General features: G+C 38.1%; 18 protein-coding genes. 16 read left to right on the top strand and 2 right to left on the bottom strand.

Annotation, left to right across the window (positions count from 1 at the left end):
• Positions 1-43: 43 nt before the first annotated feature.
• From BMW64_RS09180 to BMW64_RS09095, 16 genes are all read left to right on the top strand, one after another.
• The gene (locus BMW64_RS09180; protein ID WP_089999673.1) at positions 44-1,303 is read left to right on the top strand and encodes a tetratricopeptide repeat protein; all 1,260 of its coding nucleotides are present in this window, start codon (positions 44-46) and stop codon (positions 1,301-1,303) included.
• Positions 1,304-1,477: 174 nt separating this feature from the next.
• Complete coding sequence (locus tag BMW64_RS09175; RefSeq protein WP_228400893.1) at positions 1,478-6,262, top strand: RHS repeat-associated core domain-containing protein; 4,785 nt, start codon at positions 1,478-1,480, stop codon at positions 6,260-6,262.
• Between the two features lie 12 nt (positions 6,263-6,274).
• The gene (locus tag BMW64_RS09170) at positions 6,275-6,877 is read left to right on the top strand and encodes a hypothetical protein (protein ID WP_089999672.1); all 603 of its coding nucleotides are present in this window, start codon (positions 6,275-6,277) and stop codon (positions 6,875-6,877) included.
• A 104-nt stretch (positions 6,878-6,981) separates the two neighbouring features.
• Positions 6,982-7,332, top strand: coding sequence for an immunity 51 family protein (locus BMW64_RS09165; RefSeq protein WP_089999671.1), 351 nt, complete (start codon positions 6,982-6,984; stop codon positions 7,330-7,332).
• A 712-nt stretch (positions 7,333-8,044) separates the two neighbouring features.
• Positions 8,045-9,373, top strand: coding sequence for a sigma-54-dependent transcriptional regulator (locus BMW64_RS09160; protein WP_089999670.1), 1,329 nt, complete (start codon positions 8,045-8,047; stop codon positions 9,371-9,373).
• 796 nt (positions 9,374-10,169) lie between these two features.
• Positions 10,170-11,864, top strand: coding sequence for a potassium-transporting ATPase subunit KdpA (kdpA, locus tag BMW64_RS09150; protein WP_089999668.1), 1,695 nt, complete (start codon positions 10,170-10,172; stop codon positions 11,862-11,864).
• 320 nt (positions 11,865-12,184) lie between these two features.
• Entirely contained in the window at positions 12,185-14,224 is a 2,040-nt protein-coding gene (gene kdpB / locus BMW64_RS09145; protein WP_089999667.1) for a potassium-transporting ATPase subunit KdpB, read from the top strand.
• A gap of 155 nt (positions 14,225-14,379) precedes the next feature.
• Positions 14,380-14,928, top strand: coding sequence for a K(+)-transporting ATPase subunit C (gene kdpC / locus BMW64_RS09140; RefSeq protein ID WP_089999666.1), 549 nt, complete (start codon positions 14,380-14,382; stop codon positions 14,926-14,928).
• Positions 14,929-15,186: 258 nt separating this feature from the next.
• Positions 15,187-16,554 (top strand): outer membrane beta-barrel protein, encoded by a 1,368-nt coding sequence (locus tag BMW64_RS09135; protein WP_089999665.1) that lies wholly within the window; start codon positions 15,187-15,189, stop codon positions 16,552-16,554.
• Between the two features lie 577 nt (positions 16,555-17,131).
• Complete coding sequence (locus tag BMW64_RS09125) at positions 17,132-18,253, top strand: histidine kinase (protein ID WP_089999663.1); 1,122 nt, start codon at positions 17,132-17,134, stop codon at positions 18,251-18,253.
• A gap of 5 nt (positions 18,254-18,258) precedes the next feature.
• Positions 18,259-19,974, top strand: coding sequence for an ATP-binding protein (locus tag BMW64_RS09120; protein ID WP_089999662.1), 1,716 nt, complete (start codon positions 18,259-18,261; stop codon positions 19,972-19,974).
• A 37-nt stretch (positions 19,975-20,011) separates the two neighbouring features.
• Positions 20,012-20,248, top strand: a complete 237-nt coding sequence (locus BMW64_RS09115) for a hypothetical protein (RefSeq protein ID WP_089999661.1) — start codon at positions 20,012-20,014, stop codon at positions 20,246-20,248.
• Positions 20,230-20,532 carry a type II toxin-antitoxin system RelE/ParE family toxin gene (locus BMW64_RS09110; protein ID WP_089999660.1) on the top strand — a complete coding sequence of 101 codons (303 nt, stop codon included), beginning with the start codon at positions 20,230-20,232 and terminating at the stop codon, positions 20,530-20,532. Before BMW64_RS09115 ends, BMW64_RS09110 begins: the two co-directional genes overlap by 19 nt.
• Before the next feature lie 165 nt (positions 20,533-20,697).
• Complete coding sequence (locus tag BMW64_RS09105; protein ID WP_089999659.1) at positions 20,698-21,261, top strand: YdeI/OmpD-associated family protein; 564 nt, start codon at positions 20,698-20,700, stop codon at positions 21,259-21,261.
• 50 nt (positions 21,262-21,311) lie between these two features.
• The gene (locus tag BMW64_RS09100) at positions 21,312-21,710 is read left to right on the top strand and encodes an immunity 22 family protein (RefSeq protein ID WP_089999658.1); all 399 of its coding nucleotides are present in this window, start codon (positions 21,312-21,314) and stop codon (positions 21,708-21,710) included.
• Between the two features lie 50 nt (positions 21,711-21,760).
• A complete protein-coding gene (locus BMW64_RS09095) occupies positions 21,761-22,405 on the top strand; it encodes an FEKKY domain-containing protein (RefSeq protein WP_089999657.1) in 645 nt (214 codons plus the stop codon).
• A 51-nt stretch (positions 22,406-22,456) separates the two neighbouring features.
• Here the strand turns inward: BMW64_RS09095 and polA are convergent, their stop codons facing one another.
• Together polA and BMW64_RS09085 are read right to left on the bottom strand one after the other, a co-directional pair.
• A complete protein-coding gene (polA, locus tag BMW64_RS09090) occupies positions 22,457-25,303 on the bottom strand; it encodes a DNA polymerase I (RefSeq protein WP_089999656.1) in 2,847 nt (948 codons plus the stop codon).
• 65 nt (positions 25,304-25,368) lie between these two features.
• Positions 25,369-25,695 carry a hypothetical protein gene (locus tag BMW64_RS09085; protein WP_089999655.1) on the bottom strand — a complete coding sequence of 109 codons (327 nt, stop codon included), beginning with the start codon at positions 25,693-25,695 and terminating at the stop codon, positions 25,369-25,371.
• Positions 25,696-25,697: the final 2 nt, after the last annotated feature.

Here is a 25,697-nt window from a genome sequence, read left to right as displayed (position 1 = left end):
ATTAAGGAAGGGCCTCTGTGTTCAAAACTAAAAATTAAAATTAATGAATCCCGTAGATCTGGAACTGGTAAAATTAAAAAGGAATTGGCGTAATATCGTTAAAAATAACGCAGAAAAGCCCATGTTGATTGCCTTGGGTGAAAAACATGAAACTGATCTTTTTGACGGATTTATAAAATCAAGGCTATCCGAAGATTATGATGATGAAGATATTTTCCTTATTCATTATCAGGAATTTAATGGAATGGATTCCTTCGGTCAGGCTTTATTTGAAGAATGGAAAGAATATTATGAAATGCTTGAAAAAAGCCAGGAAAATATTCCGGAATGGAGGCTTACAATTTCTGAAAATAAGTTTAAAACGGATGCCTTTAAAGCATTTTTTCCGCTGTTGGATTTAAAGAAAAATTTTCCAACGATCAAAGATTCGAAGATTTTTTTGTATATCGCTCCGATAAGGATCAGCAATATCGAAGAATTGTCAGTTTGGGTAAAAGAATGGTGTGAAATCTGTGAAAAATCAGGAAACCAGGATATCAAATTGGTATGGGCAGAACATCATACATACAAAACATTACCAGAGAATTCCTCTGCACACAGCTTCAGGGTCGAGGTTGATATTCACCAGCTGATGCAGAATACCGCGGCGCACACCAACAGGAAGAAAAACAGTGCAGACACCGATTTTCAGCAGCAGATTCTCATAGCGAGCAATCATTTGAGTAAAGGAAGATATAATGAAGCTGAATTTTCTTTAAAAAACGCCGTAAAATTAGCCAGAGAGCAAAATAACAAGCAAGGTGAAATTTCCGCTTATTTTATGTTGACACAGACTTACGTAGCGGACAGAAAAAAGGAAAAAGCGGAAGATACCTATCAAAAAATATTTGAAGAGGTAGAACCTGATTCTCCGCTGGAAATTCAGATGTATATGAATTACGGTAGCTATTGTCTGGGTAATTCAAAAAAAGCAAAGGCAGAAAAGGCATTCGAAAAAGCTGCTGATATTGCATTAAAAATCGGTGAATATGCGATGGCGATTGAATGTTACAGAATTATCGGAACCTTAAATGATACGGTTCTCACCAGAGATAAGATGATTCGTTATTTCGAAAAATGTCTGGAAATCGCAAAATTAATGGAGCCTTCCACAAGAGAATCAAGCAGTCTCAAATTTGTTGCTTCCATGCTGATGATTAAATATGAAAACGATACAGAAAAGAAAGATGCTTTAGATAAAGAAATGAAAAATTATTTTGGGGAAGACTGGAAAGTAAGCGTTGAGAAGCCAAAATATGATTAAATAAATGAAATTTCACCATTAAAATTTAACTAAGAAGTTTACAATAATAATTTCAATGCTTTAAATAAAATCTATTTGATTTTTCTTAATTAAACTTAATTACTTAAATATTCTTAATGGTTAAAAATTAAAGTTCTGCGGTAAATTATTAAAACCAAATCACAAATAAATATCATGGCAGATCAAAATAAAATTAAAAAGATAAAGGTTGCAAAGCCAGATATGAATCCGGACCGGTCATGGAAAGTCAATGCGGATGTAACATCATTCAGCAAAGAAAAAACCACGCAAGGCTGGAAAAACGGAATGAAAAACAATTTCGATTCCCTGAATCCTGTTTCTATGGCGAAGTCTTTAGGTGGTAATGATGACGTACAATCAGAAGTTGCAAGTGGTAGTGGCGGAGTAACATCTGTAACGTCAGAAAATGCCGCACCGCAAAGCAAGGTGAAACTTATTAAAGTTAATACCCCTGCCATTACCCCAACTGCGATTCAGCATACCAGTAAACACTTTGATATTGTTCTGGCCATTGATATTCATTGGACATTGATTCCGCCACCGCCGTCATTCATGCTGATTCCTTTACCGCTGCCACATCCTTTCATAGGAATCGTTTTTGATGTGATGGATTATATTCAGTTTACCATCCCGATTCCACAATTTATCAGAAATTTAAAACCCGATCTTCCGGAAGGAATTCCCATGGGAGGCTCAATATATGTCCACGGAAGACACAAAGCCACCACAACCACCAGTGTTATGGGAGTTGTCATACCTTTCAGGCACGTTACTTCACTTATTCCAGTGTACATGATTCCCTTCCTTCAGGAGGCGCCGCATGAAGGCGAAGTGTACTATGGGGCACAAACCGTTTTAGGACAGGGAAGTAAAATGAGCGGAAACCAGCCACAGCAGGTACTTACGTGTATGGGATTGCCTTTCGGAATGACCATGCTACCTGCAATGCCGGATAAGCCTAAAAAGAATCCACTTGCTTATTTTGCTTTTTATAATAATTTTTCAAGCTTATATATTCAGATAAATACGGGAGGTCCTGTACTCGTAGGTGGTGCTTTTGTTCCGCATGTTTATACTCCGGGCGAAATGCTGATGCGTTTTGCAGGAATGGCTTTAATGAGAGGTTTAACGAAAAGCCTGGGTAAAGGAATTACGAAATTTAATCACTTTTTGCAGGGGAAATTCGGGAAAAATAATCCTCTTTCGAAAGCGTTGTGTAAAGTTGGCTTAGAACCGGTTAATTTCGCCTCAGGAGCCATGTTGTTTGAATGGGATGATTTTGAGATTGAAGCCGGAACACCGCTAAAATGGGAAAATGTCTGGTACAGCGACAGACCGTATCAGCATGGGATGCTTGGAAACGGTATTTTCAATTCTCATGACCTTTATATCGTTCCTGATGAAGAAGATGAGGTTGCTGCGTGGGTGCATCCGGAAGAACTTCAACCGATGCCGATTCCTCTTCCGTCAGTTGGGGAAGAATTAACCTATTACAGAAGTCAGAAAATCTGGCAGTACCGCCCGAATGAAAGTATCTGGATCATCAGAAAAGGAACGGATATTTATACGTACAAACGTTTTCATCATGCAGTGGAAGGCAGTATTTTTAAAGTAATCCAAATTGAATATGGAGACGGAACGATCAGAGAATATGAATATGAAGGGAGAAATATTGTTTTAAAAAATATTAAAGATGTTAAAAGCGGTTTTACGATAGAAACAACTATTCATCCCGAACTTAAAAAAATCACCGAAGTTTATTACTGCTATAAAAATCAGAGGGATCTGCAGATACGTTACTCGTATGATGAACATGGAAATCTTACCCATGTCTGGGATATTCATAAAAAAGCAATTGTTTTTGAATTTGATGATCAGAACAGAATCATCCGAAGAACCAACAGAAACGGAATGAGCTATCACTGGGAGTATGATAAAAAAGGCAGAGTGGTCCATACAAAAGGCTCGGAAGGTTTTATGGAAGGTTTTCTAAATTATAATGATGAAGAAGGATATACTGAAGTTATCTATCCGAGACAGAACAATAAAACCGAAAAATATTATTATGATGAAGATCTTCTTATATATAAACAGGTTGATGGTGAAGGTGGAGAAACCTGGTACGATTATACTTCCCACAACGAATTAAAAATGACCGGAACGCCTGAAGGACGGGTTCAGGGCTATACTTACGATGAATTTGGAAATATTAAAATTTTCCACACTCCGGACGGAGAAGAATATCGTTATCAGTATAATGAGTTCGGACAGATCATTGCGCGTTTTTCTCCTTCAGGAACTTCAGAAACCTGGAATTATGATGAAGAAGGAAGACTTTTAAATTATACCGATCCCACAGATGAGACGATAAATTACCAATATCCGGATAATGAAAAACTTCCCGAGAGCAGTAAAAAACAGGCAATTGAAACACGGTATGAATATAACAGCAGAAACCAGATTATCAGATTGACCAATACTATTGGCGACGAACAGTACTGGAAATACGACGATTACGGGAGACTTTTGATTTTTAGTCCGAGACCTTTAAACAGAACCGTCTGGAACCGAGATAAAATGGGACGTGTCGTTGAGGTACACGAACCCGGCCAATTGCCGTTGAAACTTCGCTACGATGCTTACGATCTTCCAATATACGCCACCGACGGAAAGGCGGAATGGCTCATGAGTTACACGCCGATGGGAAGCCTGAAACGACAGGTTCGAAGAAATGCTTTGACTTTTAAAAAAGAAGAAACCTTAATTTTTGGCTACAATGCGTATGAAAATTTAATGAGCATCACCAACGAAAAAGGAGAAATATATCATTTTGAAAGGAACAATAATGATGAGATCATCGGTGAAACCGGTTTCGACGGACAACAGAAATTCTTTGTAAGAGACAAGGACGGAATGATCACCCAAAGCCGCAATCCACACGGAAAAAATATTTTTTATGAATATGATTTAGGAGGAAGATTAACGCAGACTCATTATCCCGACGGAACCTGGGAAGCGTATCAGTATGACACTTCAGGACTATTGATAAGAGCAGATAATGAACACAGCAGCGTAGTTTTTCAGCGTAACAAATTAGGCCTGGTCACAAGTGAAAAACAAGGTGAGCATTCTATTGATTATGAATATGATAATCAGGGAAATCTGATAAGCTTAAAAAGCAGTCTGGGCGCAGAAATAGATTATGCTTACAACGATATCGGTCAGCTTAAAAAAGTAACAGCGGGTGCAAAAGAAGTTCATGAGCCCTGGCAAATGAATTTAAATATAAGCAGGAACGGTCAGCAATTCTCCCGGGAAATGACAGGAGGTGTTGAAAGTATTTTCGAGTTCGATCATGCCGGAATGCCGGTAAGCCAGAAAGTAATGATTCATAAAAATCAAACGGCTTTCCATAAAGATTATCAGTGGGGTTCAGGCAGTCGTTTGATGCAGGTTTTAGACCGCATAACCGGAGGCAGAACAAAATTTGATTATGATGCTTTCGGAAGCCTTGTAGTTGCTCAGTATCCCAATGGAGAAATTCAGTACAAAAATCCCGATGCAACAGGTTGTTTATACGAAAGTGCCAGGAGAACCGACCGTATTTACGACAAAGGCGGAAAACTGATGCGCGACAAAAACTGGTTTTATCACTACGATGAAGAAGGGAATTTATTATTAAAAAGTAAAAGACCCATCAACAATGTAAGATCAAATAAGAAAAACGAAAACGAAAATACACATCCTTATTATAAAACAATTGCGGAAGACTGGATAAATGCACCAAAATTGCGTGATGAAAATAGTTTACCGGACGTTCATGAAAATTCTCCGGAACAAATTCAAAATCCTGAATGGCAACCCGGCGACTGGGCCTATTCCTGGAATGCCAACGGAATGCTGGCCAAAGTAAAGCGTCCGGATGGAAAAGAAGTAAGCTTTGCTTACGATGCGCTGGGAAGACGAATTTCAAAAATTGGAAACAAAAAAATAACGCGGTATATTTGGTGTGGACATGTTGTTTTGCATGAATGGAAATACGAAGTGGAAAACGAGCCTAAAACAACCGTTGGAGAAGAAGGAAATCTAATGATGGAAAAGGAGCCAATTGCAAATCTGGTAACATGGGTTTATGAGAGGGGTTCTTATGTTCCTTGCGGAAAAATAGTAAACGGAGAAACATACAGTATTATTTCAGATTATATCAGAAGGCCAATACAGTGTTACGATGACGAAGGGCAATTAATTTGGTCTGCAGACTATGACATATATGGAAGGCAGACGAATCAAAAAGGAACACAATATTTTATACCTTTCAGACAGCTTGGGCAGTATGAAGATGAAGAATTGGGAGGTTTGTATTATAATCGATTTAGATATTATGATAGTGAAATAGGATATTATATAAGTCAGGACCCAATGAAAACAGGTTCAGGAGAATTGAATCTTTACAGTTATGTAGAAAATTCAAACGGGATGTTTGATCCTCTTGGGTTAATGCCTTGGGGAATGAATGGAGCCTATGCTACAATTTCTACTAATTTAGGGACACAGACCTTTCACAGTTCTTCGGCAGGACACGCAGAAATGAACGGACTGAATCATTTTGCTAACAACGGATTGATGGAAGACCAGGATGTTATCATTAAAGACGTACTTGGAAAATTCAGAACGGGAGATGTACCGGTTGGGGTATGTGTAAATTGTAGAACAGATATATTTGATGTTCTTAAAGAGGGTGGTGCCAAAAGTGTTACCTTTCCAAAAACTATCGGAAACGAAGTGAAAGGCACAGTAAAGATAGATTCTAAAGATTTTGGAAAAGTACAGGCAGAATTAACGACAGTAAAAAGAATGCCAAACGAAACAATAGCAGATAAGACAGCACGATCTAATGCTGCCTGGGATGCTTTGGAAAAATATAATAAATACAAATAACGCAGATAGTGTATGACAGAAAAAATAAAAGTAAGAGAATCCGCCTTTAAATATGATCCGACTTTGAGAGAAATTTCTCTAATTACAGACTTACGATTTGTATATCGCTCAGATTCATTTAAATTAGATTCTAATCAACACGGTGAAGAAAATCTGATTCCGATTAAAAATATTAAGAAAGAAGAAAATAAACTTGAGTTTTCTGCCGAATCTGAAGGAGAAGAAATTAACTTTGAACTAACCAGCAAGACAGCATTAGACAATCTCTTTTTTGATATTATTGCTGGTTTTAATCAAATAATAGACAAATCTTCAGTAGATCTTGACAGAATTGAATTAATTTTTAAAAACGGACTGATATCGGCCTTTTACATTTATAAAAATATTCTTAAAGATGATGAATATCAGCTTCTTGACTCTTTACGTGTGATCAGCGAACCTGATGGACTTTTTTTGATTAAGCAAAAACCATTCAGAAAAATTAAACTTTCAAAGATATACTTAGAAGATAAAACTATTATCTGCGAAAGTGAAGAATCAGAAAAATATGATTTTACATTGGATGTTAATGATACAGTTTTCAAAATGATCTCGAATATTTTTTCGATTATCTAGAACTGTCAAAACGTAAATTCAACTATCAAAAGTTAATAAATGTTATAAAATATCACCCAAGCCCAAAATTTATTATCTTTAATATCATTTAAAAATAATAAAGTATGGAAGCGTACAATTTTGAAACGGCGATTAAACCCTTTTTTTGGGTAGCCTCAGAAAAGACTTTTTCAGTATGTTTAAATGCAGGAACTTACAAACCCGAAATTTTCGAGTGGCGTAAAGATGAAGGTTTCGAAGGCAACGGATACGACTGGGCTTCACTGGCTAAAGTTTTTGTGGAAGAAAAAAGGCCCGACCTGGCAAATGAGATCAAATTCGATCCGGAAGCCGACATGTTCTGTGCCTATTCTGAGAATCCTGAACACTTAAAAGACTTTATCAAAGAATTCAAAAAAACCTGTGAAGACGAAGTTCAGATCCAGGATCTCTTCCTCAAAGCAGAAATAGATTAAAACACAATAAAAAGGCCTCGATGAGGTCTTTTTTGATTATACAGGAATGGAATAAAAGCAAAGCAGGCAGAATTCCTCTGCTATAAAGCGCACGCTTAGTCATCGTCTCTGACGGAAATTCTTTGCATTACTTTATCTATAATAACATATTTCTTTACGTTTTAAAGTATCCTTCATGTAAAACTTTTTTGAATAGCATATCATAAAACATAAAACGCAAAGTTTCATTTTCAACTTAAATTCTTTAAGAAAGCAAAGAGGGCAGATTTCTTCTGCCATCAAGCGTACGCTTAGGCATCCGTCTCTGACGGAAATTTCTTTGCTTTACTTATCGATTTAAAAACATTTTCTTTACGTTAATTAAGATTCTTCATGTAAAACCTATTTAAGAAAAGCAAAGCAGGCAGAATTCTTCTGCCGTTAAACGTACGCTTAGTCATCCGTCTCTGACAGAAATTCTTTGCATTACTTTATCTATAAAAAAATATTTTTCTTTGCGTTTACAAGAATTCTCATGTAAAACTTTGAATAGCATTTTATAAAAAACGTAAACAAAAAGTTATTATTTTTTTTTGCAACTCTAATTACTAATTTTCTGACAACTCCTTCTTTAAAAAATTTAAACAGATTTATTTCATAAAATCTTAATGTTAAAAATCCACATCCCGAATAAATTCAATAAGTTTGCAACAGCTTTCCAAAAAATACCACCATGTCCGGAAACATTCTCATCATCGATGACGAGATCAAGCTCCTGAAACTCTTAGGAATGATCCTCTCCCAGGAAAATTTTAACGTAAAAGAGGCATCTACTGCAAGATCAGCGATGAATATGCTCGAACAATATGAATTCGATGTCGTGTTAAGCGATGTCAGGCTTCCTGATGCCTTTGGCGTTGATCTGGTAAAAACAATCAAAACCAAATACCCTCATCTGGAAATTATTCTGATGACGGCTTTCGGGAACATTACGGATGCCGTTCAGGCGATGAAGAACGGTGCGTATGATTATCTCGTTAAAGGCGACGATAACGAGAAAATTATCCCGCTTGTCTACAAAGCGCTGGATAAAGCCAAAGACAATGCTATAAATAAAGCCCAGAAAAATCAGACCGCACAGAAAGGATTTGAAGCTATCATTGGATCTTCACCACTTATTCTTCAGGCAAAAAAGCTCGCAGAAAAAGTAGCGGTTACCGATGCTACCGTACTGCTGACCGGGGAAACCGGCACCGGAAAAGAAGTTTTTGCCAATGCCATCCACCAGGGAAGTGAGCGGAAAAAGAATAATTTTGTTGCCATCAACTGTTCGGCATTCAGCAAAGAAATATTGGAAAGTGAGCTTTTCGGGCATAAGGCCGGAGCATTCACGGGAGCCATAAAAGATAAAAAGGGCTTGGTAGAAGAAGCCAACGGAGGTACCCTGTTCCTCGATGAAATTGGAGAAATGCCAATAGAGCTTCAGGCAAAATTACTTCGTGTTCTTGAAACCAAAGAATTCATCAAAATGGGTGAAACCAAAGTTTCAAAATCAGATTTCAGACTGATCGCTGCAACAAACCGTGACCTGGAAGAAGAAATCAGACAGGGAAATTTCCGTGAGGATCTTTATTTCAGGTTGAATATTTTTGAAATCAGGCTCCCTGCATTACGCGAAAGAAAGGAAGATTTAAAGGAGTTGGCCAAATATTTTATCAGCGTATTTTCCCAAAAGCTACACATTTCCGACATTCAGGCAACTCCCGAATATTTTAAAGCCCTGGAAAAAAACGACTGGAAAGGAAACATCCGTGAGTTGAGAAATACCATAGAACGAAGCCTGATCCTGATGAACAATCATATTCTTGATGAAGAAAGCTTACCTCAATATTCCGGTAAAGTTTCAGATGAAAAAGATTCTTTCAGCATGAGATCTCTTGAAAAAGAGCACATCCAGAAAGTTATACAATACACGAAAGGTAATAAAGCCGAAGCCGCAAGGTTATTGGAAATCGGGATTGCCACGTTGTACCGCAAACTGGAGGAATATGGCTTAAGGTAAAATTGGCCCGGAAACTGTCTGAACTGAGCCACATATCTTTGTAACTTGTTTAAGAACCTTAGGAAGTAGACCGAGAACATTCAGAAGTAGACCGAGAACATTCAGAAGTAGACCGAGAACTTTCAGAAGTAGACTGAGAACCTTCAGAAGTAGACCGAGAACATTAGGAAGTAGACTGAGAACCTTCGGAAGTAGACCAAGAACCTTCGGAAGTAGACTGAGAACCTTCGGAAGTAGACTGAGAACCTTCGGAAGTAGACTGAGAACCTTCGGAAGTAGACTGAGAACCTTCAGAAGTAGACCGAGAACCTTCAGAAGTAGACTGAAATCTGCCTGATCGGATTAGTAACCTCTAAAAATAATTATCATTTTAATAATGAGCCTATCATTTTGATAGGCTTTTCTGTTTTTGACATTTGCTTTAAATGTAATAACATGTTTATTTTCAGTTACTTGGTTTTATTATTTCTTAAATGGAATTTCTTTTGGCATTAAGGATAAAGAATAAAATACTAAACAATGTCAATTTCAAGAAAAATCTTAAAAGAACGAGAACATTCGAGGCTGAGCCTGCTGATCGTTTCGTATGCAGTATTCACCCTTCTAACTCTTATTGTTGCGATATGATGCTGATCAGTTTAATCATCCTGTGTGTGGCCCTGTTCTGGATCCTGTACCGTTCCGTCGAATTTTTTGATAACATATAATTATGTGGAGTTTATTTTTCCTTTCCGTCCTTGCCTTCGGATATATCTGCTACGTCTTAATGAAACCTGAAAAATTTTAACCTGAAACGATGAATACAGAAATATTAGGCATTATTGTCATGTTCGCCATTACATTCGTTATCGGTATTTTTTTAGGAAAATATATTGCTGATGTCTATGGCTATAAAAAAACTTTCTTAGATAAGGTTTTCCAACCCGTTGAAAATCTGATCTATGAAATCTCAGGAATTAATCAAAATAAGCAGATGACCTGGAAACAGAATATGTTTGCCATGCTTACCATTAACCTTGTTTGGTTTATCATCGGTTTTTTTATTTTAATGAATCAATCCTGGCTTCCTTTAAATCCCGACGGAAATCCGAATATGTCATCCGATCTGGCTTTCAATACGGCCATTTCCTTTTTAGTTAATTGCAACCTGCAGCACTATTCCGGAGAAACAGGATTGAGCTATCTTAGTCAGCTTTATCTGATGTTCTTACAATTTGTATCGGCAGCCACAGGAATGGCCGCTATGGCACTGCTCTTTAAAGCATTTAAAGACAAAACCACCACGGAACTAGGGAATTTCTACGATTTTTTTACCAGATCGGTCATCAGAATATTAATTCCGATAAGTATTGTTGTAGCATTCATCCTTTCTGCTAACGGAAGCCCGATGACCTTTGAAGGAAAAGACCATATCACTACATTGGAAGGTCAGAAAGTAGAAGTTTCACGAGGTCCGGCAGCAGCATTTATTGCCATAAAGCACGTAGGGACAAACGGCGGTGGATTTTTTGGAGCTAACTCCGCACATCCGCTTGAGAATCCGAATTATCTCACCAATATGACTGAGATGATTGTACAGATGATCATTCCTTTCGCTTTGGTTTTTGCACTTGGTTTTTATTTAAAGAAGAAAAAACTTTCATGGACGATTTTTACCGTCATGACGATCGGCTTCCTGGCCTTAACCATTCCGAATATTATTAATGAAACAAATGGAAACCCATTAATTACGCAAATGGGAACCGATCCTCATCTCGGAGCCATGGAAGGCAAGGAAATACGTTTCGGAAGCGCTTCTTCAGCATATTGGAGTATTGCAACAACGGTTATTTCCACAGGTTCCGTCAATGCCATGCACGACAGCACCATGCCTTTGTCGGGAATGAATGAACTGCTGGCCATGATGATCAACTGCTTCTACGGAGGCTGCGGTGTAGGAATTCTGAATTACTTTATTTTTATCATTCTGGCTGTATTCATCAGCGGACTAATGGTAGGAAGAACTCCGGAATTCTTAGGAAAGAAAATAGAAGCGAAGGAAATGAAAATTGCCATGATTGTTGCTTTATTCCATCCTTTTTTAATTTTAGTAGGAACAGCTTTAACCGCCTATTTGCCGGAATTCGGAACAAAAACACTGAACAATCCGGGATTTCATGGCTTCAGCGAAATGCTATACGAATTTACCTCATCTTCAGCAAACAACGGATCCGGATTTGAAGGCTTGGGCGACAATACGCCATGGTGGAATATTTCTACGGGAATCATCTTGCTCTTATCAAGATTCATCCCGATCATCGGTCCTGTTGCCATTGCAGGACTGCTGGCTCAGAAAAAATACATTCCTGAAAGTGCCGGAACCCTGAAAACAGATACTGCCACCTTCGGTTTCATGACCTTAGCGGTTATATTACTGATTGCTGCACTGTCATTCTTCCCTGCGCTGACATTAGGCCCAATCGCAGAACAGTTACAATATTTCTCTAAATAAATAATTCAATCATTAAGCCTAAAAACATTCAAAGAATATTTCTCAATAAAAATCTTAGAGCCTGTTTAAACTTTATTAAATATTACAAAATCCTCATTCATTTTTTTGACGCAAAGATTTTATTTGAAGACTTAATCATTTAAGTGAGCAAAGAAGAATCAACAAGTTAATTTAATGAAGCTGTATTTTCAAGCTTCGCGAAGCAATTTATTTGCCTTTGCTTTCTAAAAGTAATAGGTAAAGTTGAATTAAAACTTTGCGTATGAAATTTTAAACATGCTCTTAATGGTTCAAATAAAAAATAAAATCATTCAAAAGCAATGAAAAATCAATCACAGACATTATTTCAAAAAGATTTGGTTAATGAAGCCATTCAACAGTCTTTCGTTAAGCTGAATCCCAAAATCATGTTTAAAAATCCGGTCATGTTCCTGGTGGAAATCGGAACCGTGGTGATGCTCATCGTAAGCTTGTTCAGCTTAACCGGTGATCGATCACAAGGCAGTTTCAGTTATAATTTTTTGGTTTTCATCATCTTATTTTTCACGGTCTTATTTGCCAATTTTGCCGAAGCGATTGCCGAAGCAAGAGGAAAAGCACAGGCAGATACGTTAAGAAAAACCCGTGAAGAAACGCCTGCCAAAGTGGTCATGAATAACAAACAGGGATTCCAGGTAGAAACCATCCTTAAAAAATCAGCCGATATGAAGCTGGGAGATATTTTCTTATGCGAAGCCGGAGATCAGATTCCGATGGACGGAGAGATTATTGAAGGCCTGGCTACCATCGACGAATCGGCTATTACCGGGGAAAGTGCTCCTGTAATCCGTGAAGCAGGAGGGGACAAAAGCTCAGTAACCGGTGGTACAAAAGTACTCTCCGACAGAATTAAAGTAAAAGTTACCACAAAACCGGGAGAATCTTTTCTTGACAAAATGATTGCCCTGGTAGAAGGCGCTTCAAGACAGAAAACACCAAACGAAATCGCACTCACTATATTATTGGCAGGGTTTACACTGACCTTTATCATCGTTACCGTTACCCTGAAACCTTTTGCAGATTATGCGCAGACACCGATCACGATCGCGGCATTTATTTCACTTTTCGTTTGCCTGATTCCTACAACGATCGGCGGTCTGCTTTCTGCGATCGGAATTGCCGGGATGGACAGAGCATTAAGAGCCAACGTCATCACCAAAAGTGGTAAAGCCGTGGAAACGGCCGGAGATATTGATGTTCTTCTTCTAGACAAAACCGGAACAATCACCATCGGTAACCGTAAGGCAACACAATTTCATCCTTCAAATAATACCAAACTGGATGAATTTATCAAAGCATCTGCATTAAGTTCTGTTGCTGATGAAACGCCTGAAGGTAAATCAATCATTGAATTAAGTCAGTTGAAACCTGAAGAACTGCTTGTTCCGAATCCTTCGTACATCGAATTTACGGCAGAAACAAGAACGTCAGGAATTGATTTTGAAAATACAAGAATTCGGAAAGGTGCTTACGATACCATTAAAAAGATCACGGAAAAAGCAGGAAATATTTTTCCGCAGGAAACTCAGGAAGCCGTGACCAAAATTTCAGAAAACGGAGGAACACCTTTGGTCGTTTCTGTCAATGAAAAAGTATGGGGCGTGATCGAACTTCAGGACATCATCAAAACCGGCATTCAGGAACGTTTTCAGCGGTTGAGAAAAATGGGTGTAAAAACCGTGATGGTGACAGGCGATAATCCTTTAACCGCAAAATTTATCGCAGAAAAGGCAGGGGTGGATGATTTTATTGCCGAAGCCAAGCCGGAAGACAAGATGAATTACATCAAAAAAGAACAGCAGGAAGGAAAGCTGGTCGCCATGATGGGAGACGGAACGAATGATGCACCCGCTCTTGCTCAGGCCGATGTTGGCGTCGCCATGAACAGCGGAACACAGGCAGCCAAAGAAGCCGGGAATATGGTAGATCTCGATAATGATCCTACGAAACTAATCGAAATTGTAGAAATCGGAAAGCAATTATTAATGACCAGGGGAACGCTTACAACCTTCAGCATTGCGAATGATGTTGCTAAATATTTTGCCATTATTCCAGCCTTATTTATCACTTTTATTCCAGCCCTGCAGAACCTGAATATTATGAATCTTCACAGCCCTGAATCGGCGATTTTATCGGCCATTATTTTTAATGCGATCATCATTCCGATCCTGATTCCGTTGGCTTTGAAAGGAGTGGCTTACAAACCAATTGGGGCAAGTGCCTTATTAAGAAGAAATCTTTTAATCTATGGACTGGGAGGAATTATCGCGCCGTTCATAGGGATTAAGCTCATCGATTTAGGAATCAGTCTTTTCTTTTAAAGGCTGGAAGTTAGATGCTGGAAGTTTAATAGCATGCCGTTTTAATTAACTATTAAATGAAAAGACTTGTGGCTGTTAATCATAATCAATAGAACTTCCATCATCCAGCTCCCATCATCCATCCTTCTTTCCTCAACAACAAAATTTAACTCAAAATGAAAAACCATATTATCTCCGCATTAAGATTGACCCTTGTGATGCTTGTGATTGTCGGAATTTATTTAGGCATCGTTTACGCAGGTTCAAAAGTTTTACCGACACAGGGAAACGCAGAAATCATTCATTATAAAGGCCAGAAATTTTACGCCAATATTGGACAGGAATTTAAATCTGCTAAATATTTCCACGGTCGCCCTTCCGCAGTCAATTATAATGCCGCAGGGAGTGCCGGAAGCAACAAAGGACCCAGCAATAAAGAATATCTTCAAACGGTTCAGAAAAGAATCGACACTTTAAAAATGCAGAATCCGGAAATGCGTAATGTAAAAGTTCCCGTAGAGCTGGTAACCGCCAGCGGAAGCGGACTGGATCCTGATATTTCTCCCGAAGGCGCTTTATACCAGGCAAAAAGAATTGCTAAAGAAAGAAATATCTCAATTGATAAAATTCAAAATCTTATTAACAATCAAACGGAAAAATCATTTTTCGGACCGTCTAAAGTCAATGTTCTTAAACTGAATATTGCCTTAAACGAATTAAAATAAATAATCTTTTTTCTTTTGTCTTGAAACAAAAGAAACAAAAGTTCAAGACTTGGATTTGTCGGCTAAAATTGAAATTATTCCTAAAATTCCCAAAACTTGCGTGAGTTCGGAATTTGTTCTTCGGTTCAACATTTGTGTCGCGCTTCAAACAATGGGAATTTCTTCACGGATTAAATTTCAATTTTCTTAACGCCTCCAACTCCTAGGTCGCTCCCTCTCTCAAACTAATTAACACACATTGTTATCAATATTACTAAAATGAAATCAACAACTATTCAGGCTATTTTATTATTCGGAATTTTAGCCTTAAACCCTCTAAATGCACAAGAGATTAAACAGGATTCTGTTTCCTTACAACCTAAAGATTCTTTAAAAATAAATGATTCAAAGATCCCTTTCGAAGGCTATGATCTGACGTGGATCAACGGACAAAACAGACAGACAGATTTTCCTTTAACCTTAAAAGATAAAGACGGAGAAACAATTCTTACCGGAGTAACGTATGTAGATGCTTATTATAACTACGATTTCCGTAATCCGAAAGATAACACACACACGATTTCTTCTGCCATCGGACGTTCTAATGAATTTACAATCAATATGGCGAGCATCGGGTTGGAAACGAATTACAAAAATATGATCGGTCGTTTATGGCTTCAGTATGGACAAATGGGTTCTATCGTTCAGGATCTGGACGGAAGTGTAAATCACGGGAAGAATACGAGTGTCAATAACTTAAAGAACATTCGGGAAGCTGCTGCCGGTTATCATTTTAACGTAATGCATGGCCTTAATGTAGAAGCTGGGATCTTTATGAGTTATATCGGACTTGAAAGTTATATCCTTGGTGAAAACTGGAATTATCAAAGAAGTTTGGTCTGCGATTTTACTCCTTTCTACTTCCAGGGAGCGAGATTTCAGGCTTATCCGTCAAAAAAATATAAGGTTGAACTTTGGGTGATGAACGGATGGCAAACCTATAATTCATGGAATAAAGGGCTTGGACTTGGCATATCCAACTATTACCGTCCGAATGAAAATATTCAGCTGGTCGCCAATTTTTACTTAAATGGAAAAGATACCCGAAATAATCCGGATGTAAGACGTTTTCATCATGATCACAGTATCGTAGCGAGATATTATAAAAATAAGGAGAGCAAAGGATTGTCACAGGCAGCTTTCAGCATCAACAATCATTACGGATTTCAATCGGGAGGGGGCTTAAAGGCAACAGACAATTACATGATCGGAAGTTCCATAGCCAACAGGCTTTGGTTTTACAATAATAAAATTGCTTTAACCTTGAGAGCAGATGCCGTTTCCAATCCCGGGGCCTATCTGGCGTTCAGTCCGTCACCGGTGGCTAATAACGACTTTAATGATGCCATTGCACGCGGTGAAAAGTTAAAGATGTTTCAGGGAACGGCAACCGTTGACGTCATGCCGAATCAATTCGTAACTTTCAGATTGGAATACGGATTCAGAAAAAGCAATATTCCATATTTCGCAGGGCCTGGAGGAACCACAAGCCCCGATGGATGGATCGACACACCTGTTGATAACTGGAGACCGGATTTAAGAAAATCGGATAGCAGAGTAACGTTGGCTGTGATGTTTAGGTTATAATTGAATAATTAATGAAAACTGGTTAAACGAAATAAATAAATTTTTCATCCACGTAAAGTAAGCTTTTATCCATGTGAAGTAAGGTTTCATCCATGTGAAGTAAGGAAAAATTGCTGAAAAATCAGTTTTATCCTGGTGAAGTAAGCTTTTATCCACGTGAAGTAAGGAAAAATCCATGTGAAGTAAGCTTTTATTCAAGGTTTGAAAACACTAACTTAAATTTAAAGGATTGTATTTAAACACCGTCAGTTCGAGTAGGTTTTTCGCAATGAAATGGAGAAAAATCGTATCGAGAACTTTTATTATAGAAAAACTGGTTCTAGATACAAAATTTATTCTTCAAACCATGGGCATATTATTCCTTGTATTTCGAAAATAAGTGTAACGCCTTTGTTTACCTTGTTTTCAAATATTTAAAATCAATTCTTTGTTTTTCCTTGCGTTTTAATTATCGCAAGGTTAGACAAAGTTTCTTACAATAGTTGATCTTTAATAAAGATAAACAAAGGCATTTCATTTAAAAAAGTAAAACAAAGAATACTTGTCAAAAATAATATGATCTCAATATCTAAATCAAATGGATCCTGAAAAAAAAGAGGCAGAACATTTTTTAGAGCTCATCCGAAAATCAAAAAAAGGGAAATTTAAAATTTACATCGGCATGAGTGCAGGCGTAGGAAAAACTTTCCGGATGCTTCAGGAAGCACATGCACTTTTACGAAATGGAATTGACGTAAAGATCGGCTACATAGAAACCCACGGAAGGGAAGAAACCCAGGCGCTGGCGGAAGGTATTCCCGAAATTCCGAGAAGATCGTCATTTTATAAAGGTAAAAATCTCGAAGAAATGGATCTTCAGTCCATCATTAACAGTCGTCCCGAAGTCATTCTCGTGGATGAACTGGCACATTCCAATATTGAAGGGTCTAAGAATAAAAAAAGATGGCAGGATGTGCTGGAAATTTTGGATAATGGCATCAACGTCATCAGTGCGGTGAATATTCAGCATATTGAAAGTTTAAATGAAGAAATAAAAAAAATCACAGGAATTGAAGTTTCAGAACGTATTCCTGATAAAATTTTGGGACTTGCGGATGAATTGGTGAACATTGATCTTACCGCAGATGAGCTTTTAACCCGTTTAAAAGAGGGTAAAATTTATAAAAAAGAGAAAATTCAAACCGCATTACAGAACTTTTTTCAGAGCGGACATATTCTGCAGCTCCGTGAGCTAGCTCTAAAAGAGGTCGCTGCCCATGTCGAAAAAAAAGTGGAAACTGAAATCAGGACCGAAAATTTTAAGCCTGTGAAATTTCTTGCCTGCATCAGCAGCAACGGGAAGATTGCCAAGAATATCATACGGAAAACGGCGCGGCTTGCGAGTTATTACAATAGTCCGTGGACCGTTCTTTACATTCAGCGGCCATCCGAAAGCCTTGAAAAAATTGCCCTGGATAAACAGCGTTATTTAATTAATAATTTTAATTTAGCACAGGAATTGGGCGCCAAGGTCATTCGTGTGAAAAACAACAGCGTTCACAAAGGTATTCTCGAATATGTTGTGGAGCATAATATCACCACGGTATGCATGGGAAAACCGCATGCGAGATTTTGGCAGAGGATCTTCGGCTACAGCTGGATTTACACCCTGATGAACCGCCTCAATGAACGGCAGATCGATATTATTATTTTATCCTGAAATCGATGAAACTAAAAACAAAACTTACCTTAGGTGTCGGTCTTCTTTTTTTACTGATTGTTCTTCTTTCAGTCATGGGCTCGGTCTACATCAATAAACTGAAATCGGACACCGAAAAAATTCTCAATGCCAATTACAACAGTATTGAATTTTCCAAGAATATGCTTCTGGCACTGGACAGGATCGGAACCGACAGCGCTGTCGCGATACAGACTTTTAAGAAAAACAACCAGCTTCAGGAAAAAAATCTGACAGAATTCGGGGAAAAGGAAGCTACCCAAAGCCTGAACTTACATTTTAACGACTACTTGAATCATCCCGATAATGAAAAGGAGAAGCTCATCCGTGAAGATCTTGTTAAGATCATGACCCTGAATATGAAAGGAATCGAACGGAAAAGTGATATGGCTATTATCACTGCAGAAAACGCAACATTCTGGATTGTCAGCCTCGGAACGGTATGTTTCCTCATCGCTTTTGTACTGTTGTTTAATCTTCCGCAGACCATTGCAGAACCGATTAGTCAGCTCACTTCAAGTATCCGGCAGATTGCCAATAAAAATTATAGCGAAAGGGTTCATTTTAAAGGAAGTGAGGAATTCAATGATCTTGCGGAATCATTTAATGTCATGGCTGAAAAGCTTCAGGAATATGAAAGCAGTACACTGTCTAAACAGCTGATGGATAAAAAGCGCATCGAAACGCTTGTCAACAACATGCACGATGCAGTAATTGGCCTGGATGAAAATCATTTCATCTACATGATTAATGATGAAGCTTTAAAAATTACGAATTTAAATAAAGAAGAAATTATTGGAAAAACTGTTCATGAAGTAGCAGTCAATAACGATCTGATCAGGGAACTGCTGAAAAATATAGATCATCCTCAAAAAGAACCTATTAAAATTGTTTCCGGTCATAAGGAGAATTATTTTGAGCAGGATGTTATTCCGATCAATATTGTAAAAACCGGCGAGAAAGAGAAAAAGTACATCGGAAGAGTGATTCTTCTCAGAAATATTACGCCCTTCAAAGAGCTGGATTTTGCCAAAACCAATTTTATTGCGACCATTTCACATGAATTAAAAACACCTATTTCGGCCATTAAAATGGGTGTACAGCTTTTAGAAAACCAAAAATTCGGAGAATTGAATGAACAACAGAAAGAGCTGTTGAACGGGATCAATGAAGACGGACAGCGCCTCCTGAATATTACCGCAGAACTTTTGAATTTATCACAGGTTGAAACAGGAAATATCAGGTTAAATATCGAACATTGCTCTCCGAAAGAGATGGTTCAGACTGCGATCAAAAATGTGGAAAAACTTGCAGAGCAGAAGAATATTTCCATTAAAACCCAGTTTGAAGTTGAAGATTCGGATCTTGTTGCAGCCGATTTTGATAAAACCGTTTGGGTGATGAATAACTTCCTAAGCAACGCCATTAAGCATTCTTTTCAGGATGAAAGCATTTCCGTAAAGGTGGAGAAATATGAAACATCCGTAAAATTCAGCGTTACCGATAGCGGAAAAGGAATTGAGGAACAATACCACCGTCAGATCTTCGACCGCTATTTCCAGGTTCCGGGCGAACATCAGAACGGTACCGGACTCGGACTAGCTATTTCAAAAAACTTTATTGAAAAACAACATGGTGAAATCGGCGTGAAAAGCTCGCTGAATCAGGGGAGTAGTTTTTATTTTTTGCTGCCGTTGGTTTAGAGAAAATTCTTTACATTTGAATATAAAATTCAAAAGGATGAATGCATCAGATTTAAAAATTAATTTAATCCAAAGAATTACTCAACTGAAAGAACGAAGGATTGTTGAGGAGATTCAAAAGCTTTTAGATTTTGAATTGGATACTGGTGAATATATTCTTACCGATTCTCAAAAAGACAGAATTGCAGAAGCCCAACAGGAATATAAGAGTTCTGCATTTCTTACCGACGAACAAGCCAATCAGGATATTGAACAATGGCTAAAAGAAAAATAATCTGGACACTGAAGGCTCAAATCGAAAGAAAAGAAGTCTTTGAATACTGGATATCCAGAAACAAGTCTAAAACATTCAGCATAAAGCTTAATAAGCTAATTACGGATGCTCTTCAATTACTCTCTGAAAACCCAACCCTAGGAAGAAAAACAAATGCTGCAAATGTAAGAGTTAAAATTGTTCGTAATTATTTAGTCTTTTACGAATTTTCCGATTCTGAATTGATTGTTCTTTCAGTTTGGGATGGAAGAAGGGATGAGCCAACTTCAAAATCTGACTATTGAACAACTTTTTGTTTTTCAGGGAATAAGAAGATCAAAAATTACTAGCTTTCAAAAATTAAAATGTATTTTAATTCAGTTTCGGGCGGGAGCTTTGCTCCCGCCCGAAACTTTTCACCCAACTCTTAAATATTAGAAAAATAAGTATTTTAGATGAAAGTTTAAAAAATGAAACCCACCTTCTTCCCAACACCGCAGGAATTCCGTCAATGGCTTGAGGAAAACCATCAGACAGAAAAAGAACTGCTGGTAGGCTTTTACAAAGTCGGATCCGGAAAACCGTCCATGACCTGGCCTGAATCCGTAGATCAGGCTTTATGCTTCGGCTGGATTGACGGCGTGAGAAGATCAATTGATGAAGAAAGTTACAGCATCCGGTTTACTCCAAGAAAATCAACAAGCATCTGGAGTGCCGTGAATATAAAAAAGATGGAGGAACTGACAAATGCCGGGCTTATGACCCAAGCGGGTCAGAAAGCTTTTGAACTCAGAAAAGAAGAAAGATCGGCAGTCTACTCCCATGAAAATGAAACCGCTACATTGAGTCAGGAATTTGAAAAACAGTTCAGGAGAAATAAAAAAGCATGGGAATTTTTTAACAATCAGGCTCCATCGTACAAAAAAGTAATGTTGCACTGGATCATGAGCGCGAAGCAGGAAAAGACAAGAATTTCAAGGTTGGAGAAGACAATTGAGGAAAGTGAATCGGGAAAAAGAGTACCAAGATTCTGATACTTCTTTAATATTATCATAACTTTGGTGCTTTAAATTAAGAGTTAGTAATGAATACAGATACATTAGATTTTTGGGTAGGAAATTTCAACAGTGAAGAAGATTTTTATGATTTTGTAGAGGAAGATGAAAACTATTATCTTCTCGAAGAATCTGATGATATTCATATTTCAAAATTCGCGGAATCACAGGATACGGTCTGGCTCGATCACGATTTCGTAGAATATGGTTTTGAAGGTGGCAGCAGAACGATCTATGAAAAATTTGCAGAATATTCTTTTGCCGAACAATGGCTGCCGATCCTTGTCAACAGACTCAATGAGATTAATTTGAAATTTGAGGTTAATGCCATCATTTTCCTGAATAAAGGCCAGGTTCCGAAACCGGTTTCCGTCGAAAATGACTTTTTTTCGCTGACGTATGTGGGTGGAATCGAATTTAGTGCATAAAATACTTTGAACCTGTCCTATTTCACCTTAGCTTTATCATCAATTAAATCATGATTTCCAAAAAGCTGCTCACCATCAATATTTTCATTGTACTGTTGCTAATTATAGCGCATACTTTAGGCGGTTACCTCATTATGTATCCGATGAAACCTGACTTTTGGACGGTTGTGTCGGAAAGCGGTCCGCAATACCTTCTGATCGCTTTGGGTTTATTTGTTGTGATTGCCTGGTTAATTAGTCATTTGAGAATTAAAAGTTTAAATCCGAAAAATAAATTTCTTCTAGCATATACTATACTCTGCGGTGTATTGTTAACATTCATTATATATTTTGATGCAGCGACTTACATATCAACCCGAAAAGCAATTAAAGAAATTGAAAATAAATACATTCAACAGGCTAAGGAAGATATAAAAAAAGATAATGTTACCTACCGATTTTCAGGTGGATTTTCTATTCCGGAATACGAAGCTGAAACGCTTGACAAAATTGATAACATCCGAAAAAAATTTGGAATAAGTTATGAAAATACAGGCTGTATCATTGACGACATTGATAGGGAAGGACAGAAGAAATATGAAGAGACTTTAAAGCCTTACCTCGAAAAAAGAAATGGAAAAGGCTGGGAAGAAAAAATGAATAAGGAAATTGATAATTTAAAAAAGGTAACAATACCAAATATAGGCAATAGATAAATATCAAAAAACTTCCACCAATCGTGGAAGTTTTTATATTTAAATTTATAATCAATGCGCTTCCAGCCAGTTATTACCAACGCCCACTTCCACCAGCAACGGAACCTGCGTCTCAATCGCATTTTCCATTTCCATTTTAATGATGTTGGTGGCAACTTCAATTTCATCAACCGGCGATTCAAATACCAATTCGTCATGTACCTGCAACAGCATTCTGGTTTTTAGCTTTTCCTTTTCCAACTCTTTTTGAATTTTAATCATCGCCATTTTTACCACATCGGCAGCACTTCCCTGGATTGGGGCGTTCACCGCATTTCTTTCGGCGTGACCACGAACTACAAAATTATTGGAATTAATATCTTTTAAGTGACGCTTTCTTCCCAGAATGGTTTCCACATAACCGATTTCCCGGGCTCTTTTCACCTGCTCTGCCATGTATTCTTTCAGTTTCGGATACGTAGCATAATAGGCATCGATCATCTGTTTAGCTTCGCTTCTGGATAATCCGGTCTGCTCGGCGAGGGCAAATGCTCCCTGTCCGTACAAAATTCCGAAGTTTACGGTTTTGGCCTGGCTTCGCTGGATTTTTGAAACCTCTTCAAGTGGAATATCAAATAATCTCGCCGCTGTAGAAGCGTGAATATCTTCTCCGTTCTGGAAAGCTTTGATCATATTATCTTCACCGGAAATTTCAGCGATCAGACGCAGTTCAATCTGTGAGTAATCGGCAGAAATGATCTTTTTACCTTCTCCGGCAACAAATGCTCCACGGATCTGCTGACCTCTCAACGTTCTGATCGGAATGTTCTGAAGGTTCGGATTTACACTTGCCAGACGACCAGTTGCTGCAGTGGTCTGTGAGAAATTAGTGTGAACACGATTATCCGTTTTTTCAATCTGTGACGGCAATGCATCCACATAGGTTGATTTTAATTTCTGATAAGTTCTGTATTCAAGAATATGCTTGATGATCTCATGTTTGGACGCCAGTTTTTGAAGGATATCTTCCGAAGTGGCGTATTGTCCGGTTTTGGTTTTCTTGGCCTTCGGATCGAGCTGCAGTTTTTCGAAAAGAATATCTCCAAGCTGCTTGGGTGAATTGACGTTAAATTCTTCTCCAGAAAGTTCGAAAATTTTTGCTTCCAGCTGCTTCAGATCATTTTCCAGATCAATGCTTTCCTGGGCAAGCCATTTTTCATCAAGAGAAATTCCGGCCAGTTCCATTTTAGCCAAAACTTCCATTAAAGGCATTTCTATGTTGAAGAACAGATCTTCTAAGTTTTCTTTTTTCAATTGTGGGGCAAAAAGCTCATACAGCTGAAAAGTTACGTCAGCATCTTCCGCGGCATAATCAGTTTGAGTCCTGAGATCCGCATCCCTGAAATTACCTTGGTTTTTACCTTTTTTTCCGATGATGGTTTCTATGGAAACGGGTTTGTAGCCCAGGTACATTTCAGAAAGATAATCCATTCCGTGTCTGCCGTCAGGATTTAGAAGATAATGGGCGATCATGGTGTCAAACATAGCGCCTTTTACCGTGATATTATATCTTTGGAGGATTTTATAGTCAAACTTCAAATTGTGCGCTACTTTGATGAGATCTTCTTTTTCGAAAAAAGGTCTGAAAATTTCCAGAGTCTGAAGCACTTCACCCTGATCTTCCGATAGAGGGATGTAGTAAGCCAGTCCTTTTTTATAGCTGAAACTCATTCCCACCAGCTCGGCTTCCAATTCATTCAATGAAGTGGTTTCCGTATCGAAGCACACGACTTTTTGCTTCAGGAGATTTTGGACAAGAATCTTCTGAGCTTTAGGATTATCAATAAACTGATACAGATGATCATTCTGTTCAATGGTAGATTTTGTGGAAGTCGCCTGATCCAGTTCTTCATAGGTAGCAAAAAGATCCAGCTGTCCGACTGCCTGAGCGACTTTCTGCTGTGGTGTTTCTGCAACAGTGATATCTACTTCAGCAATTACAACAGTTCCCGGAGACGTGGTCGCAAAAGCACGGTAAAGATTTTCATAGAGTCTTCTGAATTCTATTTCGTCAAAAACCTCTTTTACTTTTTCAAAATCGGGAGTCTCCAGATCATACTGTTCCTGGTGGAATTCAATAGGGGCGTCACAGATAATGGTGGCCAGCTTTTTAGATAAAATTCCACGCTCTGCCGAAGCTTCTACTTTTTCTTTAAGCTTGCCTTTCAGTTTGTCTGTGTTGGCTAAAAGCGTTTCAATGTTTCCGAATTCTTTCAGGAATTTCATGGCTGTTTTTTCACCAACCCCTTCAAGCCCGGGAATATTATCTACAGAATCACCCATCATGGCAAGGAAATCAATGACCTGTTTGGGATCTTCAATTTCATATTTGGCTTTAACTTCTTCTACACCTAAAATCTCAATGTCCCCGCCTTTTAACCCCGGCTTATAAATTTTGATCTTATCGGTAACAAGCTGTGCAAAATCCTTATCAGGAGTTACCATGAATGTCGTATAACCTTCTTTTTCTGCTTTGCAGGCAATTGTTCCGATCACGTCATCTGCTTCATAACCCGGAACTCCTAAAATAGGAATATGCATGGCCTGCAGAATTCTGTGAATATACGGAATGGCATTCTGAATGGCTTCCGGCGTTTCGCTTCTGTTGGCTTTATATTCTGAAAAATCTCCCGTTCTTATGCTTGCCTCACCCACATCGAAAACCACGGCAAGATGCGTAGGTCTTTCCCTTCTGATCAGCTCGATCAGGGAGTTGGTAAATCCGAAAATGGCAGAAGTATCAAGCCCTTTGCTGGTAAGCCTGGGATTCCTGATCAGAGCATAATATCCTCTGAAAATCATTGCATAAGCATCAATGAGAAATAATCTTTTATCTTGAGTTGCGTCTATATTGTCCATAAGGAACAAATATAAGAAAAAGTGTTCTTTTTATATTGAAATATGGGAATGATTAACCAGAGATATTAATGAATGTAATTTGATGTTTCAATAGTTGAAAACCATCCTTTTTGCCTCAAATTTGAACCTTTTAGGCTGGTTTTTGAGCCTTTTAGATTCGTCGTCGAGTCTTTTTGCCTGGTCGTTGAGTCTTTTATACTCAAATTCCACTCTTTTGAGTGATCGTTGAGTGTTTCAGACTGGTTTTTGAGTCTTTTTGCCTCGTCGTTGAGTCTTTTATACTCAAAATCCACTCTTTTTGCCTGGTTGTTGAGTCCTGAAGGCTTAACTTTGAGTCTTTTTGGCGCGATGATTTCGGAATTAACCACAAAAGTCAGAAAAGATAATGACATCG

Origin of the sequence: Chryseobacterium taichungense (genome assembly GCF_900109935.1) — a bacterium.
In the GTDB taxonomy this organism is placed as follows: domain Bacteria; phylum Bacteroidota; class Bacteroidia; order Flavobacteriales; family Weeksellaceae; genus Chryseobacterium; species Chryseobacterium taichungense.
This window is presented reverse-complemented; position numbering and strand designations above follow the sequence as displayed.